The sequence below is a fragment of the Catenuloplanes niger genome, assembly GCF_031458255.1.
GTDB lineage: Bacteria > Actinomycetota > Actinomycetes > Mycobacteriales > Micromonosporaceae > Catenuloplanes > Catenuloplanes niger.
The window spans coordinates 5,430,990-5,447,900 of the sequence record NZ_JAVDYC010000001.1 but is presented as its reverse complement, the minus strand read 5'-3'; the positions used below and the strand labels follow the sequence as shown (position 1 = coordinate 5,447,900).

At 72.9% G+C, this 16,911-nt stretch carries 21 protein-coding genes; 9 read left to right on the top strand and 12 right to left on the bottom strand.

All coding sequences use genetic code 11. The annotated features are described in order from the left end of the window. The first annotated feature begins 10 nt into the window (after positions 1-10). A complete protein-coding gene (gene rfbB, locus J2S44_RS24260; protein WP_310418241.1) occupies positions 11-970 on the top strand; it encodes a dTDP-glucose 4,6-dehydratase in 960 nt (319 codons plus the stop codon). Between the two features lie 59 nt (positions 971-1,029). Here rfbB and J2S44_RS24255 read toward each other — a convergent pair whose 3' ends face one another. Together J2S44_RS24255 and J2S44_RS24250 are read right to left on the bottom strand one after the other, a co-directional pair. Continuing rightward, positions 1,030-1,764, bottom strand: coding sequence for a polyprenol monophosphomannose synthase (locus J2S44_RS24255; RefSeq protein ID WP_310418238.1), 735 nt, complete (start codon positions 1,762-1,764; stop codon positions 1,030-1,032). Between the two features lie 239 nt (positions 1,765-2,003). Next, complete coding sequence (locus tag J2S44_RS24250) at positions 2,004-2,600, bottom strand: HAAS signaling domain-containing protein (protein ID WP_310418234.1); 597 nt, start codon at positions 2,598-2,600, stop codon at positions 2,004-2,006. Here J2S44_RS24250 and J2S44_RS24245 point away from each other — a divergent pair. Together J2S44_RS24245 and J2S44_RS24240 are read left to right on the top strand one after the other, a co-directional pair. Then, the gene (locus tag J2S44_RS24245; protein ID WP_310418232.1) at positions 2,587-3,066 is read left to right on the top strand and encodes a ribosomal maturation YjgA family protein; all 480 of its coding nucleotides are present in this window, start codon (positions 2,587-2,589) and stop codon (positions 3,064-3,066) included. The two genes, J2S44_RS24250 and J2S44_RS24245, sit on opposite strands and share 14 nt — an antisense overlap. Beyond that, entirely contained in the window at positions 3,056-3,865 is an 810-nt protein-coding gene (locus J2S44_RS24240; protein ID WP_310418229.1) for a hypothetical protein, read from the top strand. The genes J2S44_RS24245 and J2S44_RS24240 overlap by 11 nt, the downstream gene beginning before the upstream one ends. A 96-nt stretch (positions 3,866-3,961) precedes the next feature. On the opposite strand, the gene J2S44_RS24235 is transcribed toward J2S44_RS24240, so the two are convergent. The 5 genes from J2S44_RS24235 to J2S44_RS24215 all read right to left on the bottom strand — a co-directional run bounded on the left by J2S44_RS24235 (position 3,962) and on the right by J2S44_RS24215 (position 8,580). After that, positions 3,962-4,345, bottom strand: a complete 384-nt coding sequence (locus J2S44_RS24235; RefSeq protein ID WP_310418226.1) for a hypothetical protein — start codon at positions 4,343-4,345, stop codon at positions 3,962-3,964. A 22-nt stretch (positions 4,346-4,367) separates the two neighbouring features. Further along, positions 4,368-5,126, bottom strand: coding sequence for a DUF8616 domain-containing protein (locus tag J2S44_RS24230; RefSeq protein ID WP_310418223.1), 759 nt, complete (start codon positions 5,124-5,126; stop codon positions 4,368-4,370). Between the two features lie 61 nt (positions 5,127-5,187). Beyond that, a complete protein-coding gene (locus J2S44_RS24225) occupies positions 5,188-6,696 on the bottom strand; it encodes an arylsulfotransferase family protein (protein ID WP_310418221.1) in 1,509 nt (502 codons plus the stop codon). Positions 6,697-6,959: 263 nt separating this feature from the next. Continuing rightward, a complete protein-coding gene (locus J2S44_RS24220) occupies positions 6,960-7,718 on the bottom strand; it encodes an ABC transporter ATP-binding protein (RefSeq protein WP_374727899.1) in 759 nt (252 codons plus the stop codon). Beyond that, positions 7,711-8,580 carry an ABC transporter permease gene (locus tag J2S44_RS24215; RefSeq protein WP_310418214.1) on the bottom strand — a complete coding sequence of 290 codons (870 nt, stop codon included), beginning with the start codon at positions 8,578-8,580 and terminating at the stop codon, positions 7,711-7,713. Before J2S44_RS24215 ends, J2S44_RS24220 begins: the two co-directional genes overlap by 8 nt. A 117-nt stretch (positions 8,581-8,697) precedes the next feature. Between J2S44_RS24215 and J2S44_RS24210 the strand changes: the two genes are divergently transcribed. Beyond that, complete coding sequence (locus J2S44_RS24210; protein WP_310429890.1) at positions 8,698-9,285, top strand: TetR/AcrR family transcriptional regulator; 588 nt, start codon at positions 8,698-8,700, stop codon at positions 9,283-9,285. Between the two features lie 46 nt (positions 9,286-9,331). On the opposite strand, the gene J2S44_RS24205 is transcribed toward J2S44_RS24210, so the two are convergent. From J2S44_RS24205 to J2S44_RS24185, 5 genes are read right to left on the bottom strand one after another with little or no spacing between them, the layout of a single operon-like run. Continuing rightward, positions 9,332-9,565 carry a ferredoxin gene (locus tag J2S44_RS24205; protein WP_310418211.1) on the bottom strand — a complete coding sequence of 78 codons (234 nt, stop codon included), beginning with the start codon at positions 9,563-9,565 and terminating at the stop codon, positions 9,332-9,334. Positions 9,566-9,567: 2 nt separating this feature from the next. Then, positions 9,568-10,860, bottom strand: coding sequence for an NADH-ubiquinone oxidoreductase-F iron-sulfur binding region domain-containing protein (locus J2S44_RS24200; protein ID WP_310429889.1), 1,293 nt, complete (start codon positions 10,858-10,860; stop codon positions 9,568-9,570). A gap of 26 nt (positions 10,861-10,886) precedes the next feature. Then, positions 10,887-11,513 (bottom strand): ferric reductase-like transmembrane domain-containing protein, encoded by a 627-nt coding sequence (locus tag J2S44_RS24195; protein ID WP_310418206.1) that lies wholly within the window; start codon positions 11,511-11,513, stop codon positions 10,887-10,889. Positions 11,514-11,515: 2 nt separating this feature from the next. Continuing rightward, entirely contained in the window at positions 11,516-12,463 is a 948-nt protein-coding gene (locus J2S44_RS24190; RefSeq protein ID WP_310418204.1) for an FAD:protein FMN transferase, read from the bottom strand. 49 nt (positions 12,464-12,512) lie between these two features. After that, on the bottom strand, positions 12,513-12,911 hold the full coding sequence (locus tag J2S44_RS24185) for a hypothetical protein (protein WP_310418201.1): 399 nt from the start codon (positions 12,909-12,911) through the stop codon (positions 12,513-12,515). 197 nt (positions 12,912-13,108) lie between these two features. Here J2S44_RS24185 and J2S44_RS24180 point away from each other — a divergent pair, with 197 nt between their 5' ends. The 5 genes from J2S44_RS24180 (at position 13,109) to J2S44_RS24160 (ending at position 16,909) form a co-directional block, all read left to right on the top strand. Continuing rightward, positions 13,109-13,294, top strand: a complete 186-nt coding sequence (locus J2S44_RS24180; protein ID WP_033345576.1) for a Flp family type IVb pilin — start codon at positions 13,109-13,111, stop codon at positions 13,292-13,294. A gap of 72 nt (positions 13,295-13,366) precedes the next feature. Then, positions 13,367-13,822, top strand: a complete 456-nt coding sequence (locus J2S44_RS24175) for a TadE family protein (RefSeq protein ID WP_310418198.1) — start codon at positions 13,367-13,369, stop codon at positions 13,820-13,822. Next, the gene (locus tag J2S44_RS24170; RefSeq protein ID WP_310418196.1) at positions 13,810-14,934 is read left to right on the top strand and encodes a pilus assembly protein TadG-related protein; all 1,125 of its coding nucleotides are present in this window, start codon (positions 13,810-13,812) and stop codon (positions 14,932-14,934) included. Before J2S44_RS24175 ends, J2S44_RS24170 begins: the two co-directional genes overlap by 13 nt. Positions 14,935-14,951: 17 nt before the next feature. Continuing rightward, a complete protein-coding gene (cpaB, locus tag J2S44_RS24165) occupies positions 14,952-15,683 on the top strand; it encodes a Flp pilus assembly protein CpaB (protein WP_310418193.1) in 732 nt (243 codons plus the stop codon). A gap of 29 nt (positions 15,684-15,712) precedes the next feature. Continuing rightward, on the top strand, positions 15,713-16,909 hold the full coding sequence (locus tag J2S44_RS24160) for a CpaE/TadZ family protein (RefSeq protein WP_310418190.1): 1,197 nt from the start codon (positions 15,713-15,715) through the stop codon (positions 16,907-16,909). Positions 16,910-16,911: the final 2 nt, after the last annotated feature.

The window sequence follows — 16,911 nt, the reverse complement described above, 5'->3', positions numbered from 1 at the left end:
GCTCATGTTCATGAGACTTCTGGTCACCGGCGGCGCCGGCTTCATCGGGTCCCATTTCGTCCGCGAAGCGTCCTCCTACCCGGGTCTGGAGCAGGCGCGGATCACCGTGCTCGACGCGCTCACCTACTCCGGGAACCGGCAGAATCTCGATTCGGTACGGGACATCCGGTTCGTGCACGGGGACATCTGCGACGCGGCGGTCGTGGACGGGCTGATGGCGGAGACCGACGCGGTCGTGCACTTCGCGGCCGAGACGCACGTGGACCGGTCGATCGACGGCGGCGCCGCGTTCGTGCGCACCAACGTGCTCGGCACCCAGGTGCTGCTGGACGCCGCGACCCGGCACGGCGTGCGGCGGTTCGTGCACGTCTCCACGGACGAGGTCTACGGCTCGATCGAGACCGGTTCGTGGCGGGAGGACTTCCCGGTCGCGCCTAACTCGCCGTACTCGGCCGCGAAGGCCGGGTCGGACCTGCTGGCGCTCGCCTACCATCGCACGCACGGGCTGCCGGTGCTGGTCACCCGCTGCTCGAACAACTACGGGCCGTACCAGTTCCCGGAGAAGGTCATCCCGCTGTTCGTGACGAACCTGCTGGACGGGCGCACGGTGCCGCTCTACGGCGACGGCGGCAACGTGCGCGACTGGCTGCACGTCGACGACCACTGCCGCGGCATCGCGCTGGTCCTGGCCGGCGGCCGGGCGGGCGAGATCTACAACATCGGCGGCGGGACCGAGCTGACCAACCGGGAGCTCACCGGGCTGTTGCTGGACGCGTGCGGGGCGACCTGGGACTCGGTCGACCACGTCGAGGACCGCAAGGGCCACGACCGCCGCTACTCGGTGGACATCACCAAGATCAAGACCGAGCTGGGGTACGAACCGCGGAAGGACTTCGCGGCCGGCCTGGCGGAGACGGTGGCCTGGTACCGGGACAACCGCGCGTGGTGGGAGCCGCTCAAGAAGGCCTGACCACCGAGGGCCTGACCGCAGCGGGGGTACGACTCGGTCGTACCCCCGTCATCGGGTGGTCAGACCTTGCGGCCGAAGAGCAGGCGCCACGGCATCAGCGCGGACTCGATCTGCACCCCGAGGCTCATCTTCGAGACGCCGTCGGCCCGCTGCTCGAAGCGGATCGGCACCTCGTAGATCTTCCCGCCGTGCCGGACCGTGCGGTAGTTCATCTCGACCTGGAACGCGTAACCGTTGCTGTGGATCGAGGCGACGTCGATCGCGCGCAGCGTCTCCGCCTTCCACGCCTTGAAGCCCGCGGTCACGTCCTTCACGCCGAGGCGGAGGATCGTGTTGACGTAGAAGTTCGCCCAGGCGGACAGGAACTTGCGGTGCAGGCCCCAGTCGCCGGCGACCGAGCCGCCGGCCACGTACCGCGAGCCGATCACCACGGCCGCGTCCGTGGACAGCAGCTTCTCCACCATGATCGGGACGACCGACGCCGGGTGGGACAGGTCCGCGTCCATCTGGATCACGACGTCCGCGCCCTCGTCCAGCGCGCGCCCGATGCCGGCCACGTAGGCGCGGCCCAGGCCGTCCTTGGTGGTGCGGTGCAGCACGCCGAGCGACTGCGGCGACTCGAGCGCGAGCTTGTCGGCGAGTTCACCGGTGCCGTCGGGGGAATCGTCGTCCACCACCAGGACGTGGAGGTTCGGCAGTCCGAGGGCGGACAGCATCTCGACGAGCCTGGGAAGATTGTCCCGTTCGTTATAGGTGGGGACAACGACCGTGATCTTGGGGGAGCTGTCTCCCATATCTGTGCCCTCTTACCCTGCTACTAGATCCGACATCCAGGCGACGGGCCGACGCCGACGCCCTTGTTGACCGCCATTTCAACCCCGAAACCGTAACGGATGACGCAAGAGATCGGTGCACGTGATGGCGGCGCGCGGTCGTCCGTGCGCGCACACCGTACCGGTAGGCACCGTACCCTTCCCTCCCAGGCCCGCCATCCGGACAAAAATCCCTGATCGCCGGCCCTCACCCGATCGGGTCACGCAATCCGCGCGGCCCGCCATGTCCGATATGCGGACAACTGCACCAGAGCGAACGGCGCCATCCACCACAGCGCGCCGGCCAGCCGGCCGTGCGGGGACAGCCCGACCAGCAGCAGGCCGCCGACCGCGGTCAGCGCCATCACTCCCATGGTGACACCCGCGACGAGCCGTGCCATCTCCCGCGGTGGCCACCGGCGCCGCAGCGCCCAGCCGAGCCCGGCCGCGGCCAGCGAGACGCCGCTCAGCACGTCCACGGCCTCGGCGAGCCACAGATATCCCGGGCCGGGCATCGCGCCCCGCCACTCCGCCCAACCGTCAAGGCCGGACAGCTCGGCCTGCGCCCAGGACGCGCCGAGCACCACGATCAGCAGGACCGTGGTGCGGCCGGCCCGGGCGGCGGCGAGCACGTCCTGCAGGCCCGCGGCGATCTGGCGGGCCGGGCCGAAGTCCGCGACCGCGGCCTCCGCGCCGTCCACCTCGGCCGCGTCGGTCAGCGCGTCACGGATCTCGGCCAGCATGTCGCGGCGCAGCCGGGCGGGGCCGCGCAGGCGCCCGGCGACGTCGGCCACGTACTCGTCGATGACGCTCGGCACCACCCCAGTCTCGCCGGCCGGCGGTCCGGCGGCCATCGGGGAACGCCCTGATCGTTACGATCGCGCGGTGCTGGTTCGCTCGCTCGCGGCGCTGACCGCGATTACCTTGATCATTATTGCGCTGAGTATCCGCACACTCGCCGACGGTGCCATCGTGCAAATCTCCGGCACCGTGCTCTACGCATCCATGATCTACGCCGTCGTCGTGTTCCTGCTGCCGCGCGCGCGGCCCCGGGTCTCCGGCGCGATCGCCGTCGGCCTCTGCTGGGCGGTCGAGTTCTCGCAGCTCACCGGCGTTCCCGCCGCACTGTCCGAGCGATCGGCACTGGCCCGCCTGGCCCTGGGCGCGCACTTCGATCCCATCGACGTGCTCTGGTACCCGGCCGGAGTGGTCCCGCTCGTCCTGCTCCACACGCTGCTAGCCTCGAAGCGTCCGAGCGCGCGGGGAGCGGTCAATGACTACTGAGAGTACGGAATTCCGGCCGTCGTCGTTCCCCTGCCAGCAGTGCCAGGCCTCGCCGGACGACCAGCAGCTGGTCCGGGCCCCTACGGGATGGGTCTGGCGCTGCCGCCGCTGCCACGCGGAGACCGGCCGCACGCTCCCGTTCGACCCGCGCCTCGCGCCGGACGGCCGGGAGACCGCGTGGGCCGCGATCGACACGCTGAAGATCTTCGTCCCGATCATCGCGCCGATCGAGAACGAACTGATCTACGAGATCGTCCGGCCGTACTTCATGGCCGGCTGGTGCGTCCGGGACCTGCTGCACGCCGTCAACTACCTGCCGGACGGCACCACGCACCCCGGGCAGGGCGTCGCCTGGGTCCGCGGCGAGGACCGCGACCGCACGCTGTGGCGGCTCCGGCAGCGGCTGCGGCGCTGGCGCTTCTCCGACCGCGAGGAGGGCGAGGACGTGATGAACGGCCCGTACTCGACGACCGCCCGCGCGATGGCCGAGCTCGGCGCCGGCCAGCGGGCCCGCGCGGTCGCCCGCAACCTGGAGTGGCAGGAGCGGGCCGCGGCGGCCCGCAGCGCGGCACACAGCGGCGCCCGCGAGGTGGCCCGCCGGCAGGCCAAGATCGCCGCCAGCCTGGCCCGCGAGGCGGCCAGCCGCGCGGACGCGGCCGAGCGCGAGCGCCTGGTCGCCGACATCGCCCGCGGCCGCGAGGCGGCCGAGGTCCGGCGCGGGTCCGCCGACCAGCCGCTCCCGGTCCTGCGCGAATCCGCCGACCAGCCGTCCCCGGTCCTGCGCGAACCCGCCGATTAGCGGATCTCGCCGAGGCGAGGTCCGGGCGACGGCCGGGTGCGGCGCGGACGTCCGCACACCGGTGTCGATGTGGGCTCGTCCGCGCGGTCGGCCGGGTCAGCGGCCGCCGCCGAACATCAGCTCCTCCGCCTGCTTGGCGTAGGCGATCAGCGTGGGCTCGTCCCGCTCGGGCACGCGGTAGTCGCGCTCGCGGATCAGCGCCAGGAACTCCGGCGGCAGGCCGACGCGGCGGCGCTGCACGAACCGGGCCAGGTCCTTGCGCCACATCCAGTCGCCGTCGGTCTGCACCGACGATCCGTTCATGATCTGGCGGCCGGGCTCGAACGGGTCGTCCGCGATGTCCATCGCGCCGATCAGCAGGTGGCCGGCGCGCAGGTACGCCACCACCCGGGCCGCGTCCGGCAGCTCCTCGTCGAGGACGCTGTCGAAGATGCTCGGCTGCGGCTCGTCCGACCGGATCGGCCCCAGCTCGACGAACATGCCCGCAGTCTTCAGCCGACCGTCACTCACCAGCGCCCGCCCTCGGTTGGAAGGTTACCCACTCGCCATTGTCGCGGATCGTGGGTGTCTGGCCGGCCGGCCCCGGCCGCTGCGTGCCGACCGCGTCGGTCGGCGCCATCACCGGCACGCCGAGCGCGTCCGCGACCTGCTGCCCGGCCGCCGGGACGCCCGCGTCCGCGTCGACCCGGCCGGTGTGGCACGACACCAGCCGGACCGGCCCGCCGTCGTAGTGGGGGTTGTTCCGGATCGCGTCCGCGATCTGGCCCGGGTGCGTCCAGTTCGACGGGTAGTCGTCGCCGTCCGCACCGACCAGACCGGGATGGAACAGGCCGTTCGGCTCGCCGTGCACGACCACGTCGTGATAGCCGGGCACCGGTGCGACGTGGTCGTAGTTCCACATCGTGCTGCTGTCGTAGCCGACCGCGGTGCCGCCCGGCCGGTGGTAGACCGGGTCGCCGCCGTCCAGGTACGAGTCCGGCGGGCGTTGCGGCTCCTGCGGGTCGTCGGCCGGGTCGCGGTCCCGCCAGTCGGACCGGCGGCCCATGTCGTCGCCGTCCGCGCCGGCACCGGTGCGGCCGGGACCGCCGTTGCGGCCCGGCCGGCCGGCCCAGGCGAGTTCCTGCGTGGACTGCTGGGCCGCGGTCACGCTGCTCGCGTCCGCGGTGCGCGGGCGACCCGGCGCCGGGCCGCCGGGTGCCGCGCCGTCGTCCGGCGTGCGCGTGGTGGTCGCGTCGCCGCCGGGCGTTCTGGTTCTGCTCAAGGCCGTTGTCCATCCGCTCGAACGGAGCCGTGGACCGTCGAGTATGCCGAGCCGCGTCCGGTCAGACGCGCACCGGGATCGCCGAGGAGGTGCCGAGCACCGTGCCGGCCTCGTCGAGCGCGTCGGCCACGATGTACTCCGGGGTGCCCGGCACCCGCAGCGTGGTCTCGAAGCCGGAGCGGGGCTCCTCCACCGCGCCGCCGTTCAGCGCGCCCGGCTGGGTGCCCCAGCGGGCCCGCCAGCGCGCCACCCGGGTCGCGCCGTTCCAGCTGGCCGAGACAACCACGCCGCCGTCCTCGACGCGCAGGCCGAGCGCGGGCTGGTCGGCCGGCGTGCCGGTCCACTCGGACCGGTAGGCGCGGTAGGACTGGTTGTCCGGCGGCAGGTGGCCGGCCAGCCGCACGGTGCCGTCCGCGTGGTGCTCGGTGAAGTGCGGCACCTGGCCCCAGCCGACGAACGAGCCGCCGTCGGCCAGTTCCCGGAAGCTGCCCTGGGTGGGCGCGGACAGGCGGTCCGGGTGCACGTACTCCGCGACGAACGTGGTCCTCCGTGCCGTCTCGTCCAGCGTGAACACGACGCCGCGCGAGTACTCCCGCTCCTTGGTGATCCCGGCGCCGTTGTCGAACAGGCCCCACGAGCCGTCCCGCCGCTGCCGGAAGTCGTGCTGCCAGGAGAACGAGGTCCGCTCGTCCACCTCGAAGTCCGACTTCTTGCCGCCGACCCGCCAGACGACCGCGCCGCTCTCCCGGTCGATCTTGTAGCAGGCCCAGGTGTGCCGCGCGGAGACGATGAGGTTGCCGTCCGCGGCCAGCCCGACCGAGTTCGCGTGGAAGTAGTCGTACGGCAGGTGCGCCGCGTCGCCCTGCGGCAGCGGCGCGTACGACTCGTCCAGTCCGACGTGGTCCTTGGCCCGCCACTCGAAGACCTTCTTGCCGGTTGCGATGTCCACCTCCTGGATCACGCCGTCGTGCAGCACGCCGTCGGCCGGGCCGCCGAGCGGGCTCAGGTCGTACGGGATCGGGTCGTACACCCAGAACAGCGCCGTGTTCCGCGAGGTGATCACCATGTCGTGCTGATCCGCCTGCTCGGTCCCGGCCGCGCGCACCCGGGCGATCTCCCGGTACGCCTGGTCCGCGATCACGAACTCGCCCTGCCCGACGCCCTGCCCGCCGGTCCCGCCGATCGTGCCCTCCCACCAGGTCAGCACCGGCTTCCCGCGGTAGACCTGGGCCTTGAGGTCGATCGCCACGGTCGCCGGGTCCGGCACCTTGCGGAACCAGACCGGCTGCCCGGTCTCGTCCACGATCAGCGGCCCCCAGAGCCCGGTGCCGGACGCGGGGGTCAGGAAGATCGCGCCGGCCACCGTCCCGGCGGCCGGCACCGTGATCGTCACGTCCGGCAGCGTGCGCAGGTCCGGCCGGGACCGGTACTTCGGCTCCGGCGCCGCGGCCGGCGCCGGCGGGTCCGGTTCGTGGCCACGCCCGAGCGCGTAGCCGACCCCGCCTCCGGCGCCGCCGGCCACCAGCGCGCCACCCACACCGACAAGAAGATTTCTCCTGGAGATGCTCACGTCGCGAGCGTTCCCCGCACCTCACAAGATCTATCTCAATAGAAGATCACAATTGTCTGTGTACTTCCTGGCACGACGACCGCGACGACCGCGACGACCACGACGACACGACGGCCACGACGCGTGACCCGGGCGCGGGCGTGACGGGTGACGGGGGTGGCTCGTGGTGACCGGCGACGGCACCGGAAGGGAGGCCGCCCGCGGCCGACCGGGGCCCGCGGGAGCACCGGGAGGCGGCCCCGCCGGGAGTGGGAACATCTGCCCTATCTCTTCCGGGTGTACGCCTCGTAGGCGTCGACGACCTCGTCGGTGGGACCGTCCAGGCGGATCTCGCCGGACTCGAGCCAGATGGTGCGTTCGCAGGTGTCGCGGATGGATTTGTTGGCGTGGCTGACCAGGAAGACGGTGCCGGCCTGGCGGCGGAGTTCGCGGACCCGGTCCTCGGAGCGTTTCTGGAAGCGGGCGTCGCCGGTGGTGAGGGCCTCGTCGATGATCAGCACGTCGTGGGTCTTGGCGGCCGCGATGGCGAAGCGGAGGCGGGCGGCCATCCCGGACGAATAGGTACGCATCGGCAGGGAGATGAAGTCCCCCTTGTCGTTGATGCCGGAGAAATCCACGATCTCCTGATATTTCGCCCGGGTCTCGGCCGGGGTCATGCCCATCGCGAGGCAGCCGAGCACGACGTTGCGTTCGCCGGTCAGGTCGCGCATCAGCGCGGCGTTCACGCCCAGGAAGGACGGCTGGCCACGGGTCAGGACGCGGCCGCGGCGGGCGGGCTGGAGGCCGGCGATCGTGCGCAGCAGCGTGGACTTGCCGGAGCCGTTCGTGCCGATCAGCCCGATCGCCTGGCCCTGGTACGCGGTGAAGGAGACGTTCTTGACCGCGTGCACCTCGCGCTTGGACGGTCGGGCGCGGCGGAGGACCATGCGGCGGAGCGCGGAGATCGGGCTGCCCGGGCCGGAGCGGCCGCGGACCTGGTAGACGACGTCGAGGTTCTCGACGATCACGGTGGGCTCACTCACGGCCGTACTCCTCCTCCGCCGCCCAGAAGAACAGGAAGCCGCCGACACCGATCGCCAGCGACCACAGGCCGGCGGAGAGCCACAGGTGGTCGGGCATGCGCGCGTCGGGCAGCGAGCCGATCAGCGCGTACCGGATCAGGTCGATGAACGCGACCATCGGGTTCCAGTGCAGCAGCACGGCGAGCGGCCCGGGCGCGTCGTCGATGAAGTCGTCCAGGCTGTAGAAGACGCCGGAGCCGTACAGCCAGGTGCGCAGCACGAACGGCATCAGCTGCTTCAGGTCGGTGGTGCGGGCGGCCAGCCGGGCCAGGATCATCGCGAGGCCGGCGCTGAACACGGTCTGCAGCACGATCACCGGCAGCACCAGCAACCACGACCAGGTGATCGGCTCGCCGGTGACCAGCACGATCGCGGCGAGCACGGCCAGCGCCGCGAGCAGCTGCTGCACCTGCACCAGGGTGAGCGCCAGCGGCAGCGAGGCGCGCGGGAAGTGCATGGCGCGGACCAGGCTCACGTGGTCCGCGATCGATCGCGTGCCGGCCATCGCGACCTGCTGGGTGAAGTGGAAGACGAAGACCCCGGTGCAGAGGTACGCGATGAAGTTCGCGACGCCGTGGTCGGTGCCGAGCAGCACTCCGAAGATCAGGTAGTAGACGCCCGCGTTGACCAGCGGGGTGATCACGGTCCAGAACGAGCCGAGCGTGGCGGACGCGTAGGACGCGGTGACCTTGGCGTGCGCGAACGTGACGATGAACGCGCGCCGGGACCAGAGCCGGCGTACGTACTCGGCCACGTCCGGCCGCTGCCCGCTGACGATCAGCCCGTACTCCCGGGCGAGCTGCGTCGATGGCGCTTCGATCATGCCTGACCTCTCTATGGACGGGACGATACCGTCTCGTCGCGTCGAAGGTTAGGTGACGCGCACGACGAGACGCAACCGTCTCGTCGCAGCGTTACACTCCCGAGTATGGAAACGGGTGTGGAACCGGCCAGGAAGCGCGCACCCGCTGGTGCGGCCGTGCTTCGCCCGGACGTGACGGACGCGATCCGCGACGCCGTCTTCGCGGAGCTGGCGTCCGCCGGTTACGGCCGGCTGTCGATCGAGGCGGTGGCGCGCCGGGCCGGCGTCGGCAAGATGGCGGTCTACCGGCGGTGGGGTTCGAAGCTCGCGATGGTGATCGACCTGGTCGGGTCCGTCGCGGTCGACCTGTCCGCGCTGCCGGACACCGGTTCGCTCCGCGGCGACCTGGAGACGTTCCTCGGGCTTGCCGCCCGCGCGCTGCGGCACCCGCTGGCCAACCAGATCGTGCCGGACCTTCTGGCCGAGGCCGCGCGCACGCCGGAGATCGCCCAGACGCTGCAGGCCGCGCTGCGCACCCACCAGCGCGAGGCGGGCGCGCTGCTCACCGCGCGCGCGGTGGCACGCGGCGAGCTGCCCGCGGACGCGGACCCGGACCTGCTGGTGGACCTCACGATCGGGCCGCTCTACTGGCGCCTCGCGGTGGTCCGCACCCCGCTGCCGAAGGGGTACGTCCGGCGACTCGTGGCCGCGGTCGTGCCCGGCTGACGGCCGGGTCAGCCCCTCGGCGTCGGGTCAGCCCCTCGGCGTCGGGTCAGCCCCTCGGCGTCGGGTCAGCCCGGAGCGCCAGCGTGGGGCACTCCGCGATCGCGCGGCGGGCGTGCGTGACCAGCTGCGGCGGGAGCGGGTCGCCCTTGAGGATCGGGTAGCCCCACTCGTCCAGCTTCACCTGCTCGGGCAGCAGCTCCGCGCACATCCCCCGGGCCACGCAGGTGATCGGGTTGACGCGCAGGAACTGTCCGGCCTCGGCCTGCGGGAGCTTCGCCATGCCTACCTCCAGGATCCGTCCCGGTCGCGCGCGGCCGGCAGCGGCAGCAGCGGGTCCGCGGCCGCACCCCGGCAGGTCGCGCCGCCCAGATGCGTCTGCAGGTCCGCGGCGAACGCGGAGAGCGCGCTGTTCACCAGCCGGGTCGCACCGTCCGGGTGACTGCACGCGCCGCGGCCGTTGACCATCGCGAGCCGCCGGGTGAGACGCTGCCGGACCGCGGGCGAGCACCGGCCGTACCCGACCGCCTCCATGTCGTCCGCGATGGCCGGCAGCCCGAAGACGCACGGGCCGCACTGCCCGGCCGACTCCTCCGCGAGGTAGCGGGCCACCCGCGCGGTCTCCACCAGCCCGCAGCCGGTGGCCGGGAGCGCCACGATCGCGCCCGCGCCGACGGTCACGCCGAGCGTGCCGGCCGGGTCGTGCGACAGCGGCAGCAGCTCGTTGCCGGGCAGCGGGACCCAGGTGCCGAAGTAGCCGCCGACCAGCGCCGCGCCCAGCGTCTCGGTCGGCCCGCCGGCCAGGTCCAGCACCGCGCCGAGCCGGGTGCCCGGCGCGATCTCGTAGACGCCCGGCCGGTGCACCGCGCCGCCGATCGTGACCAGCGTCGAGCCGGGGTCGGTGTCGGTGCCGACCGCGCGGAACCACTCCGCGCCGTGCAGCGCGATCAGCGCCAGGTGGGCGAGCGTCTCCACGTTGTCGACCAGCGTCGGCCGGCCGGCCACGCCGCGGTCGGCCGTCCGCGGCGGCGCGAACGTGGGCCGCGCGTCGCCGGTGTTGATGTACTTGACCAGCGCGGACGACTCGCTGGCCACGTACCGCCGGGGCAGCCGGGCGACCTCCCAGCGAACCGGGTCGGTGCGGCGGCGGGCGATCTCGCGCTCCAGCCGGTCGGCCAGCCCGGCGCCGCGCTCCACGCACAGCACCACCCGGTCCGCGCCGACCGCGTGCGCGGCCAGCACCGCGCCGTCCAGCACCAGGTGCGGCGCGTAGCTGAGCAGTGCCCGGTCCTTGCTGCTGGCCGGCTCCGACTCGCAGCCGTTCGCGACCACCACCGGCGTCCGGCCCGCCTCGGCCACCGCGGCCAGCTTCCTCCCGGTGGGGTAACCGCCGCCGCCCCGGCCGCGCAGGCCCGCGCGGTGTACCGCGTCGATCAGCCGTCGCTGTCCGGTCTCGCCCGCGTACGCGCGCAGCGGCAGGTCGCCGTAGGCGGCGCGATGCTCCTCCAGCGTTCCGGCCGCGCGCAGGAGCCGGGGCGCGGGCCGGGTGTCGTGGCGCTGCCGCGGCCGCTCCGCCATGAGCGTCACCGAAACCTCCTGGATCATCAGCGGGTACGGGTGGAGAAGTCCCCCGGCAGGCGCACCGGTTCCGGGGCCGGGCGGGCCGCGGCCACCGGCTTCGTCGCGGGGGCCGGCTTCGGCGGTGCGGAGTCGATCGGCGGCCGGTCCCGCCCGGCGATCCGGATCGGCACCGCGACCAGCACGGAGACGATGCTGACCACGGCCGTGACCAGGCCGATCGGGCTGGCCGCGTCGGTGCCGGCGCCGATGCCGTGGGCCAGCGCGATCGGCCAGCTCAGGTACGCCAGCCAGTGGATGCCCTTCCACAGCCGCAGGTTGATCCGGGAGCGCAGCAGGCTGGTGATGATCAGCGCGAGCAGGACGTCGAACGAGATCGCGCCGAGCCCGAGCCAGAACGGCTGATACCGCGACAGGAACGGGATGACCGCGTCGGCGAACGTGATCGGCACGTAGTCGTCGGCCGCCACCGTCACCACGTGCACCAGCAGCAGCGCCAGCGTGAGCAGCGAGATGTTGCGGTGCAGCCCGGCCAGCGCGAACCGGGGCCAGCTCGCCGAGCCGACGCGCAGCGGGCCGAGGATGCCGAGCAGGATCGTGGCGGTCATCAGCAGGATCGCGACCATGCCACTGGACCGGGCGGCGAACCACATGATCAGGCCACCTCCGCGCGCGCCGGGTCGCTGGGCCAGCCGGCCGAGGTGGTGACCGCGCCGTCGTGCGCGACCAGGCGGGCCGGCAGCCGGCGGTTGGCCAGCCAGCGCGGCGCGCCCCGGCCGCGGATGATCGAGGCGGTGGCGGCCGCGTTCGCGTCCACGCAGCTGCCGGCCGCGACCGAGACCGTCCTCCAGACCGGCGCGGGGACGTCGCCGGTGCGCGGGTCCACGATGTGGTGCACCTGCCGGTCGCCGCGCCGCCACCGGCGCTGGGTGACGCTGGACGTGGCCAGCGCGCCCGCGGTGATCGAGACGACCGGGTCGGTGGCGCCGGCCGGTGCGCGGTGGCTGTCGCCCACGCTGATCAGCCAGCCACCCTCCGGCGCCGGGCCGGCCGTGGCCAGGTCGCCGCCGAGCGAGACCAGTGCGCCGCAGCCGAGCGTGGCGATCCGTGCGGCGGCCCGGTCGGCCGCGAACGCCTTGCCGGTCGCGCCCACGTCGAGCAGGATCCGGCGCGGGACCAGCACGCGCCCGGCGTCCGGGTCGAGCTGGACGCGCCACCAGCCGGGGGCCGGCCGCAGCGGTTCGCCCTCCGGCAGCGCGCGGCCGCGCAGCGCGGCGTAGTCCCGGTCGTACCCGAGATCGATCACCGCCTGGCCCACGGTCGGGTCGACCAGGCCGTTCGTGGCGGACGCGGCGCGCAGCGCGGCCTGCAGGATCTCGGTGAGCAGCGGGCTGATCGAGACGGCCCGGCCGGCGTGCGCGGTGAGCCGGACCAGCTCGGAGTCGGCCCGGAAGCGGCTGCAGACGGCGTCGATCCCGGCCAGCTCGGTGCGCAGCATGCGTTCCGCCTCGGGCAGCGCGGCCTCGTCCGTGACCAGCAGCAGCGCGGTGGTGCCCCAGACCGGGAAGGTGACCCGGGACGGCGCCACCCGCGGCGGGCTCATGCCGGGCTCCGGCCGGCGTCGCGGTGCCGGCGTCCGTGCGCGGGCTCGCTCATGATCCGCCCGTCGTGGCGTCGCTCTCCTGTTGCGGAGCCGGCTCGGGCGCGGCGGGCGGCGGTGCCAGTGCGGCACCGCCCTCGTCGTCCTCGTCCTCGTCGTCCGGTTCCGGCGCGTCCGAGGGCTCCGCAGCGGGTTCGTCCGACGGTTCGCCGTCCGGCGTGGGGGATCCGGTGGCTTTCCCGGCCGGATTCCCGGACGGTGCGACCGTGGCCGGTTCGGTGGTGGTCGTGCCCTTCTCCTCGGCGGCCGCCGAGGAGCTGCCCTGCGCGAAGATCCAGCCGAACGCGAGGGAGAGCACTGCCGCACCGACCGCGGCCGCCTGGGTGACCAGCCGCTGCCGGCGCAGTCCCTGGTCCCGGCGGTCGACGTGGCGGGGTTCGGTGTTGTCCATGACTCCCTCTTCGCCGGTCGAAACGGTGGATACCACGAGGTACGGACGGCGTCCCCGCGATGGTTCACCCGGCCGCTGCGCGATCCGTTTTGCGACCCGCCTGCAACGCAGAAAGCCTGGCGGCGGCCGGTGCGCCGCCGATGGCAACACTGCGGGGCGGAAGTGCCGAACCGCGACACCTCAGAGGGGAGCCAAAAGTGATCAATTACGTGCGAGTCATGATCCGCGAGCGCATCAAGTCGGACCGCGGCGCCAGCGCCGTCGAGTACGGCCTGCTGGCCGCCCTCATCGCCGTCGTGATCATCGGCGGGGTGACGTTGGTCGGCAGCAACCTCAGTGCCACGTTCACCAAGGTCAGCACCAAGGTATCGCCCTCGCCGTGACCCATGGCCGCTCAGCTCGACGCGGCGGCCACCGTCCGACCGCCATCGAATCCTGAGCAGAGGAGTACGACCGTGCCGCTCCGCCCGTGCGTGCCTCCGTCCCCGTCCGCGCCTTCCCCCGGGCCGGCGCGGGGCCGGAGGCCGGACGGCGGCGCGGCGGCGGTCGAACTCGCGATCGTCCTCCCCCTGCTGCTCGCCGTCGTCTTCGGCGTCATCGACTTCGGCCGGATGATGGCCAACCAGATCACCCTGAACGAGGCCGCCCGCGAGGGTGCCCGGGCCGCCGCGTTCAACCAGCCGGTGCAGGCCCAGGTCGACCGGGTCGCGCCGGGCATCACCGTGTCGTTCTCGCCCTCCCCCGTCGCCTGTGCGAGCGCGGACCCGTCGCTGAACGTGACCGTGACGGTCTTCCAGACCTGGTCCCCGATCACGCCGCTCGGCCCGATCCTGACGCTGATCAGCAATGACAGCTCGGCCGCCAACGGTTTCACGCAACGCGCGAAGGGTGTCATGCAGTGCGCAGGCTGAACACGATCTTCCGGAGGAACCGGCGCGGTGACCGTGGTGCGGTCACCGCGCTCGTGGCGATTCTGCTGACCGGCGGCGTGCTGCTCGGCATGGGCGCGCTCGTGGTGGACGTCGGCCGGATCTACGCGGAGCGGGAGGAACTGCTCACCGGCGCGGACGCCGCGGCCTGGGCGGTGGCGAACCAGTGCGCGGCCGGCCTGTCGCCGTGCGCCGCCTACACCGCGAGCGCGCAGAGCTACGCGAACCTGAACGCGTCGGACGGCGCGGTCACCGTCTCGCTGGTCTGCGGGCTGAACCCGAAGATCTCGCCGACCTCCACCTGCCCCGCGGAGAACACCAGCTCCACCAGCCTCTCCCGGTGCATCGGCACGCGCGCGGCCGCGATCGCCGCGGCCGGTTCCGGCGCGGTCGGCTACGTCGAGGTCTACACCAGCACCAGGAATCCGGACGGCAGCACGCTGCTGCCGCCGGTGTTCGCGCGGGCGCTGGCCGGCGGCTCGAACACCGACGGCACGCCGGTCGGCGCCTGCTCCCGGGTCACCTGGAACACGCCGGCCGTGGTCGGGCCGGTCGCCTCGTTCGCGGCGGCCGTGACCGCCTGCGTGTACAACGGCCTGACCACGAACGGGACGCTCTATCCGGCCACGGTCCGGCCGATCCACATCCTCGGGGACAACGCGGCGCACACCGGCTGCCCGGCGCCGACGCTGCTCGGCGCCCGGAGCGGCTTCGGCTGGCTGGACTCCAGCGACTGCACACGCAACCTGACCTATCCGTCGAACACCGCGGGCGGCACCGCCGGGCTGCTCAGCGCGCTGCTGTTCACCAGCTGCACGACCGTGCTGAACGCCGCGGTGACCAGCGGTACGCCGGTGAACTTCCCGATCTACGACACGCTCAGCGGCGGCACCGCCCACCTGATCGGCTACGCGCCGTTCGTGGTGACCGGCTGGCGGCTCACCGCGGTGCTCGGCCTGCTGCCGCAGACCCGGAACGAGCCGGCCGTCGGCGCGTGCACCGGCACCGAGCAGTGCGTCTACGGGTACTTCAAGCCGCTGCCTCGGTCAGTTCCCGGTAGCTATGGGGTTACCACCCTCAAGCGCGCGGGCTAGACACCGAAGAGCATTCCGTGAAGAGACGGATGCTGGCGGTGATGGCCGCCCTGGTGCTGGCGGCCTTCGGCGGCTTCGCGGTGATCGCGTACGTCCGCGGCGCCGAGGAGCGCGCGGTGGCACAGACCGACCCGGTGTGGGTGCTCGTCAGCACCGGCACGATCCCGGCGGGCACGACCGCCGCGCAGATCCGCGAGCGGGGCCTGACCCAGCGCGTCGCGATGCCGGCCGAGACCGTGCCGCAGGGCGCGCTCGGCGAGCTGGCCGCGGACCTGGACGGCCTGGCCCTGACCGGCGAGGTCGGCGCGAGCCAGCTGCTGCTGGCCGGCATGTTCGGCACGCCCACCGCGCTCACCGGCGGCCTGCCGGTGCCGGCCGGGAAGCTGGCGGTCAGCGTGCAGGTCGGCGCCGCGGCACAGGTCGCGGGCTACGTCCGGCCCGGCGCCACGGTGACCATCTTCAACACCTACGAGTCCGGCAGCGGCCGGGTCACCCGGGTGCTGCTGCCCGAGGTGGACGTGATCGGCGTGGGCGAGCGCGGCAGCGCGGGCGCGGCGGTGACCGCGGTCCAGCAGAACGGCGCCGAGGCCCCGCCGGCCACCACGATGCTCACCGTCGCGGTCGACCAGGGCCAGGCCGAGCGCCTGGTGCACGCGTCCCAGACCGGCTCGCTCTACCTGGCGCTGCGCGACGAGACCACGGCGGTGTCGGTCGGCGACGGCGTCTCGGACCGCGACCTCTTCGACTAGCCGCACCGGAAAGGAACGAGGCGAGACCCATGAACCTGACGCACACGCTGTACCTCGAGGCGAACCCCTCGTTCCGGACCGTTCCGGGCGACGACTACCTGACCAGCGGCATCAAGCTGTGCGAGTCGTTCCCGGAGCTCGGCGCGGAGCTGGGCAAGCGCGCGGACATCAAGGTGGTGATCTTCGGCAGCACGGTCGATCTGGGCGCGGTGCTGGAGTTCGCGGCCTACCACCGGGTGCACCGGCCGTCCGTCGGCGTGGTGCTGGTCCGCGAGGTGATCGACCTGGCGACGCTGCAGGAGGCACTGCGCGCCGGCGTCCGCGAGGTGGTCCCGGCCGGTGACCATTCCGCGCTGGTCGCGGCCTGCCAGCGCACCGCCGACCTGGCGAACGCGATCACCACGATCAGCCCGTCCGTGATCACCTCGAACGAGCCGTCGAACGCCAAGATCGTCACGGTGTTCGCCGGCAAGGGCGGCTGCGGCAAGAGCGTGGTCGCCACGAACCTGGCCGTGGCGCTGGCCGCGAACGGCGCCCGCCGGGTCTGCCTGATCGACCTGGACCTGCAGTTCGGCGACGTCGGCATCATGCTGCAGATGGCGCCGGAGCGCAGCATCGCGGACGCGATCCCGATGGTCGGCCGGCTGGACACCGACGGCGTACGGTCGCTGCTCACCCACTACCGGGCCGGCGTCGACACGCTGCTGGCGCCGACCACGCCGGCCGAGGGCGACCAGGTCACCCGCGAGGTGATCACGGAGCTGCTGGGCGTGGCCCGGACGATGTTCGACTACATCGTGGTCGACACGCCGTCGTTCTTCAGCTACCAGGTGCTCTCCGCGCTGGACGTGACCGACTGGTACGTCCCGATCGTGGTCCCCGACCTGCCCACGCTGAAGAGCGTCCGGCTCACCCTGGACATGTTCGACATGCTCCAGTACCCGCGGGAGAAGGTCCGGACGCTGTTGAACCGCTCCGACTCGCAGGTCGGCCTGAGCCACGGCGACGTCGAGCAGGCGATCGGCACCGAGATCCACATCCGCATGCCCTCGTCGCGCGACGTGCCGGTCAGCGTGAACAAGGGCATGCCGCTGGTCATCGACCACCCCGTCCACCCGGTGAGCGTGGCCATCCGCAACCTGGCCGACCTCATCGCCGGCGTCGCCCCGGTGGAGGCGGCACCCGTCCCCCGCCGCCGTCGCGGCCTCCTCTCGCGTAAGGGCTGAAT

Bases quoted from the DNA above. Each gene is read 5' to 3' on its own strand.
- J2S44_RS24185 (WP_310418201.1), bottom strand. From the start codon at position 12,911: ATGGACAACACCGAACCCCGCCACGTCGACCGCCGGGACCAGGGACTG.
- J2S44_RS24190 (WP_310418204.1), bottom strand. From the start codon at position 12,463: ATGAGCCCGCCGCGGGTGGCGCCGTCCCGGGTCACCTTCCCGGTCTGG.
- J2S44_RS24215 (WP_310418214.1), bottom strand. From the start codon at position 8,580: ATGATCGAAGCGCCATCGACGCAGCTCGCCCGGGAGTACGGGCTGATC.
- J2S44_RS24235 (WP_310418226.1), bottom strand. From the start codon at position 4,345: ATGTTCGTCGAGCTGGGGCCGATCCGGTCGGACGAGCCGCAGCCGAGC.
- J2S44_RS24200 (WP_310429889.1), bottom strand. From the start codon at position 10,860: ATGGCGGAGCGGCCGCGGCAGCGCCACGACACCCGGCCCGCGCCCCGG.
- J2S44_RS24195 (WP_310418206.1), bottom strand. From the start codon at position 11,513: ATGTGGTTCGCCGCCCGGTCCAGTGGCATGGTCGCGATCCTGCTGATG.
- J2S44_RS24240 (WP_310418229.1), top strand. From the start codon at position 3,056: ATGACTACTGAGAGTACGGAATTCCGGCCGTCGTCGTTCCCCTGCCAG.
- J2S44_RS24160 (WP_310418190.1), top strand. From the start codon at position 15,713: ATGAACCTGACGCACACGCTGTACCTCGAGGCGAACCCCTCGTTCCGG.
- J2S44_RS24255 (WP_310418238.1), bottom strand. From the start codon at position 1,764: ATGGGAGACAGCTCCCCCAAGATCACGGTCGTTGTCCCCACCTATAAC.
- J2S44_RS24205 (WP_310418211.1), bottom strand. From the start codon at position 9,565: ATGGCGAAGCTCCCGCAGGCCGAGGCCGGACAGTTCCTGCGCGTCAAC.
- rfbB (WP_310418241.1), top strand. From the start codon at position 11: ATGAGACTTCTGGTCACCGGCGGCGCCGGCTTCATCGGGTCCCATTTC.
- J2S44_RS24245 (WP_310418232.1), top strand. From the start codon at position 2,587: ATGACGCTCGGCACCACCCCAGTCTCGCCGGCCGGCGGTCCGGCGGCC.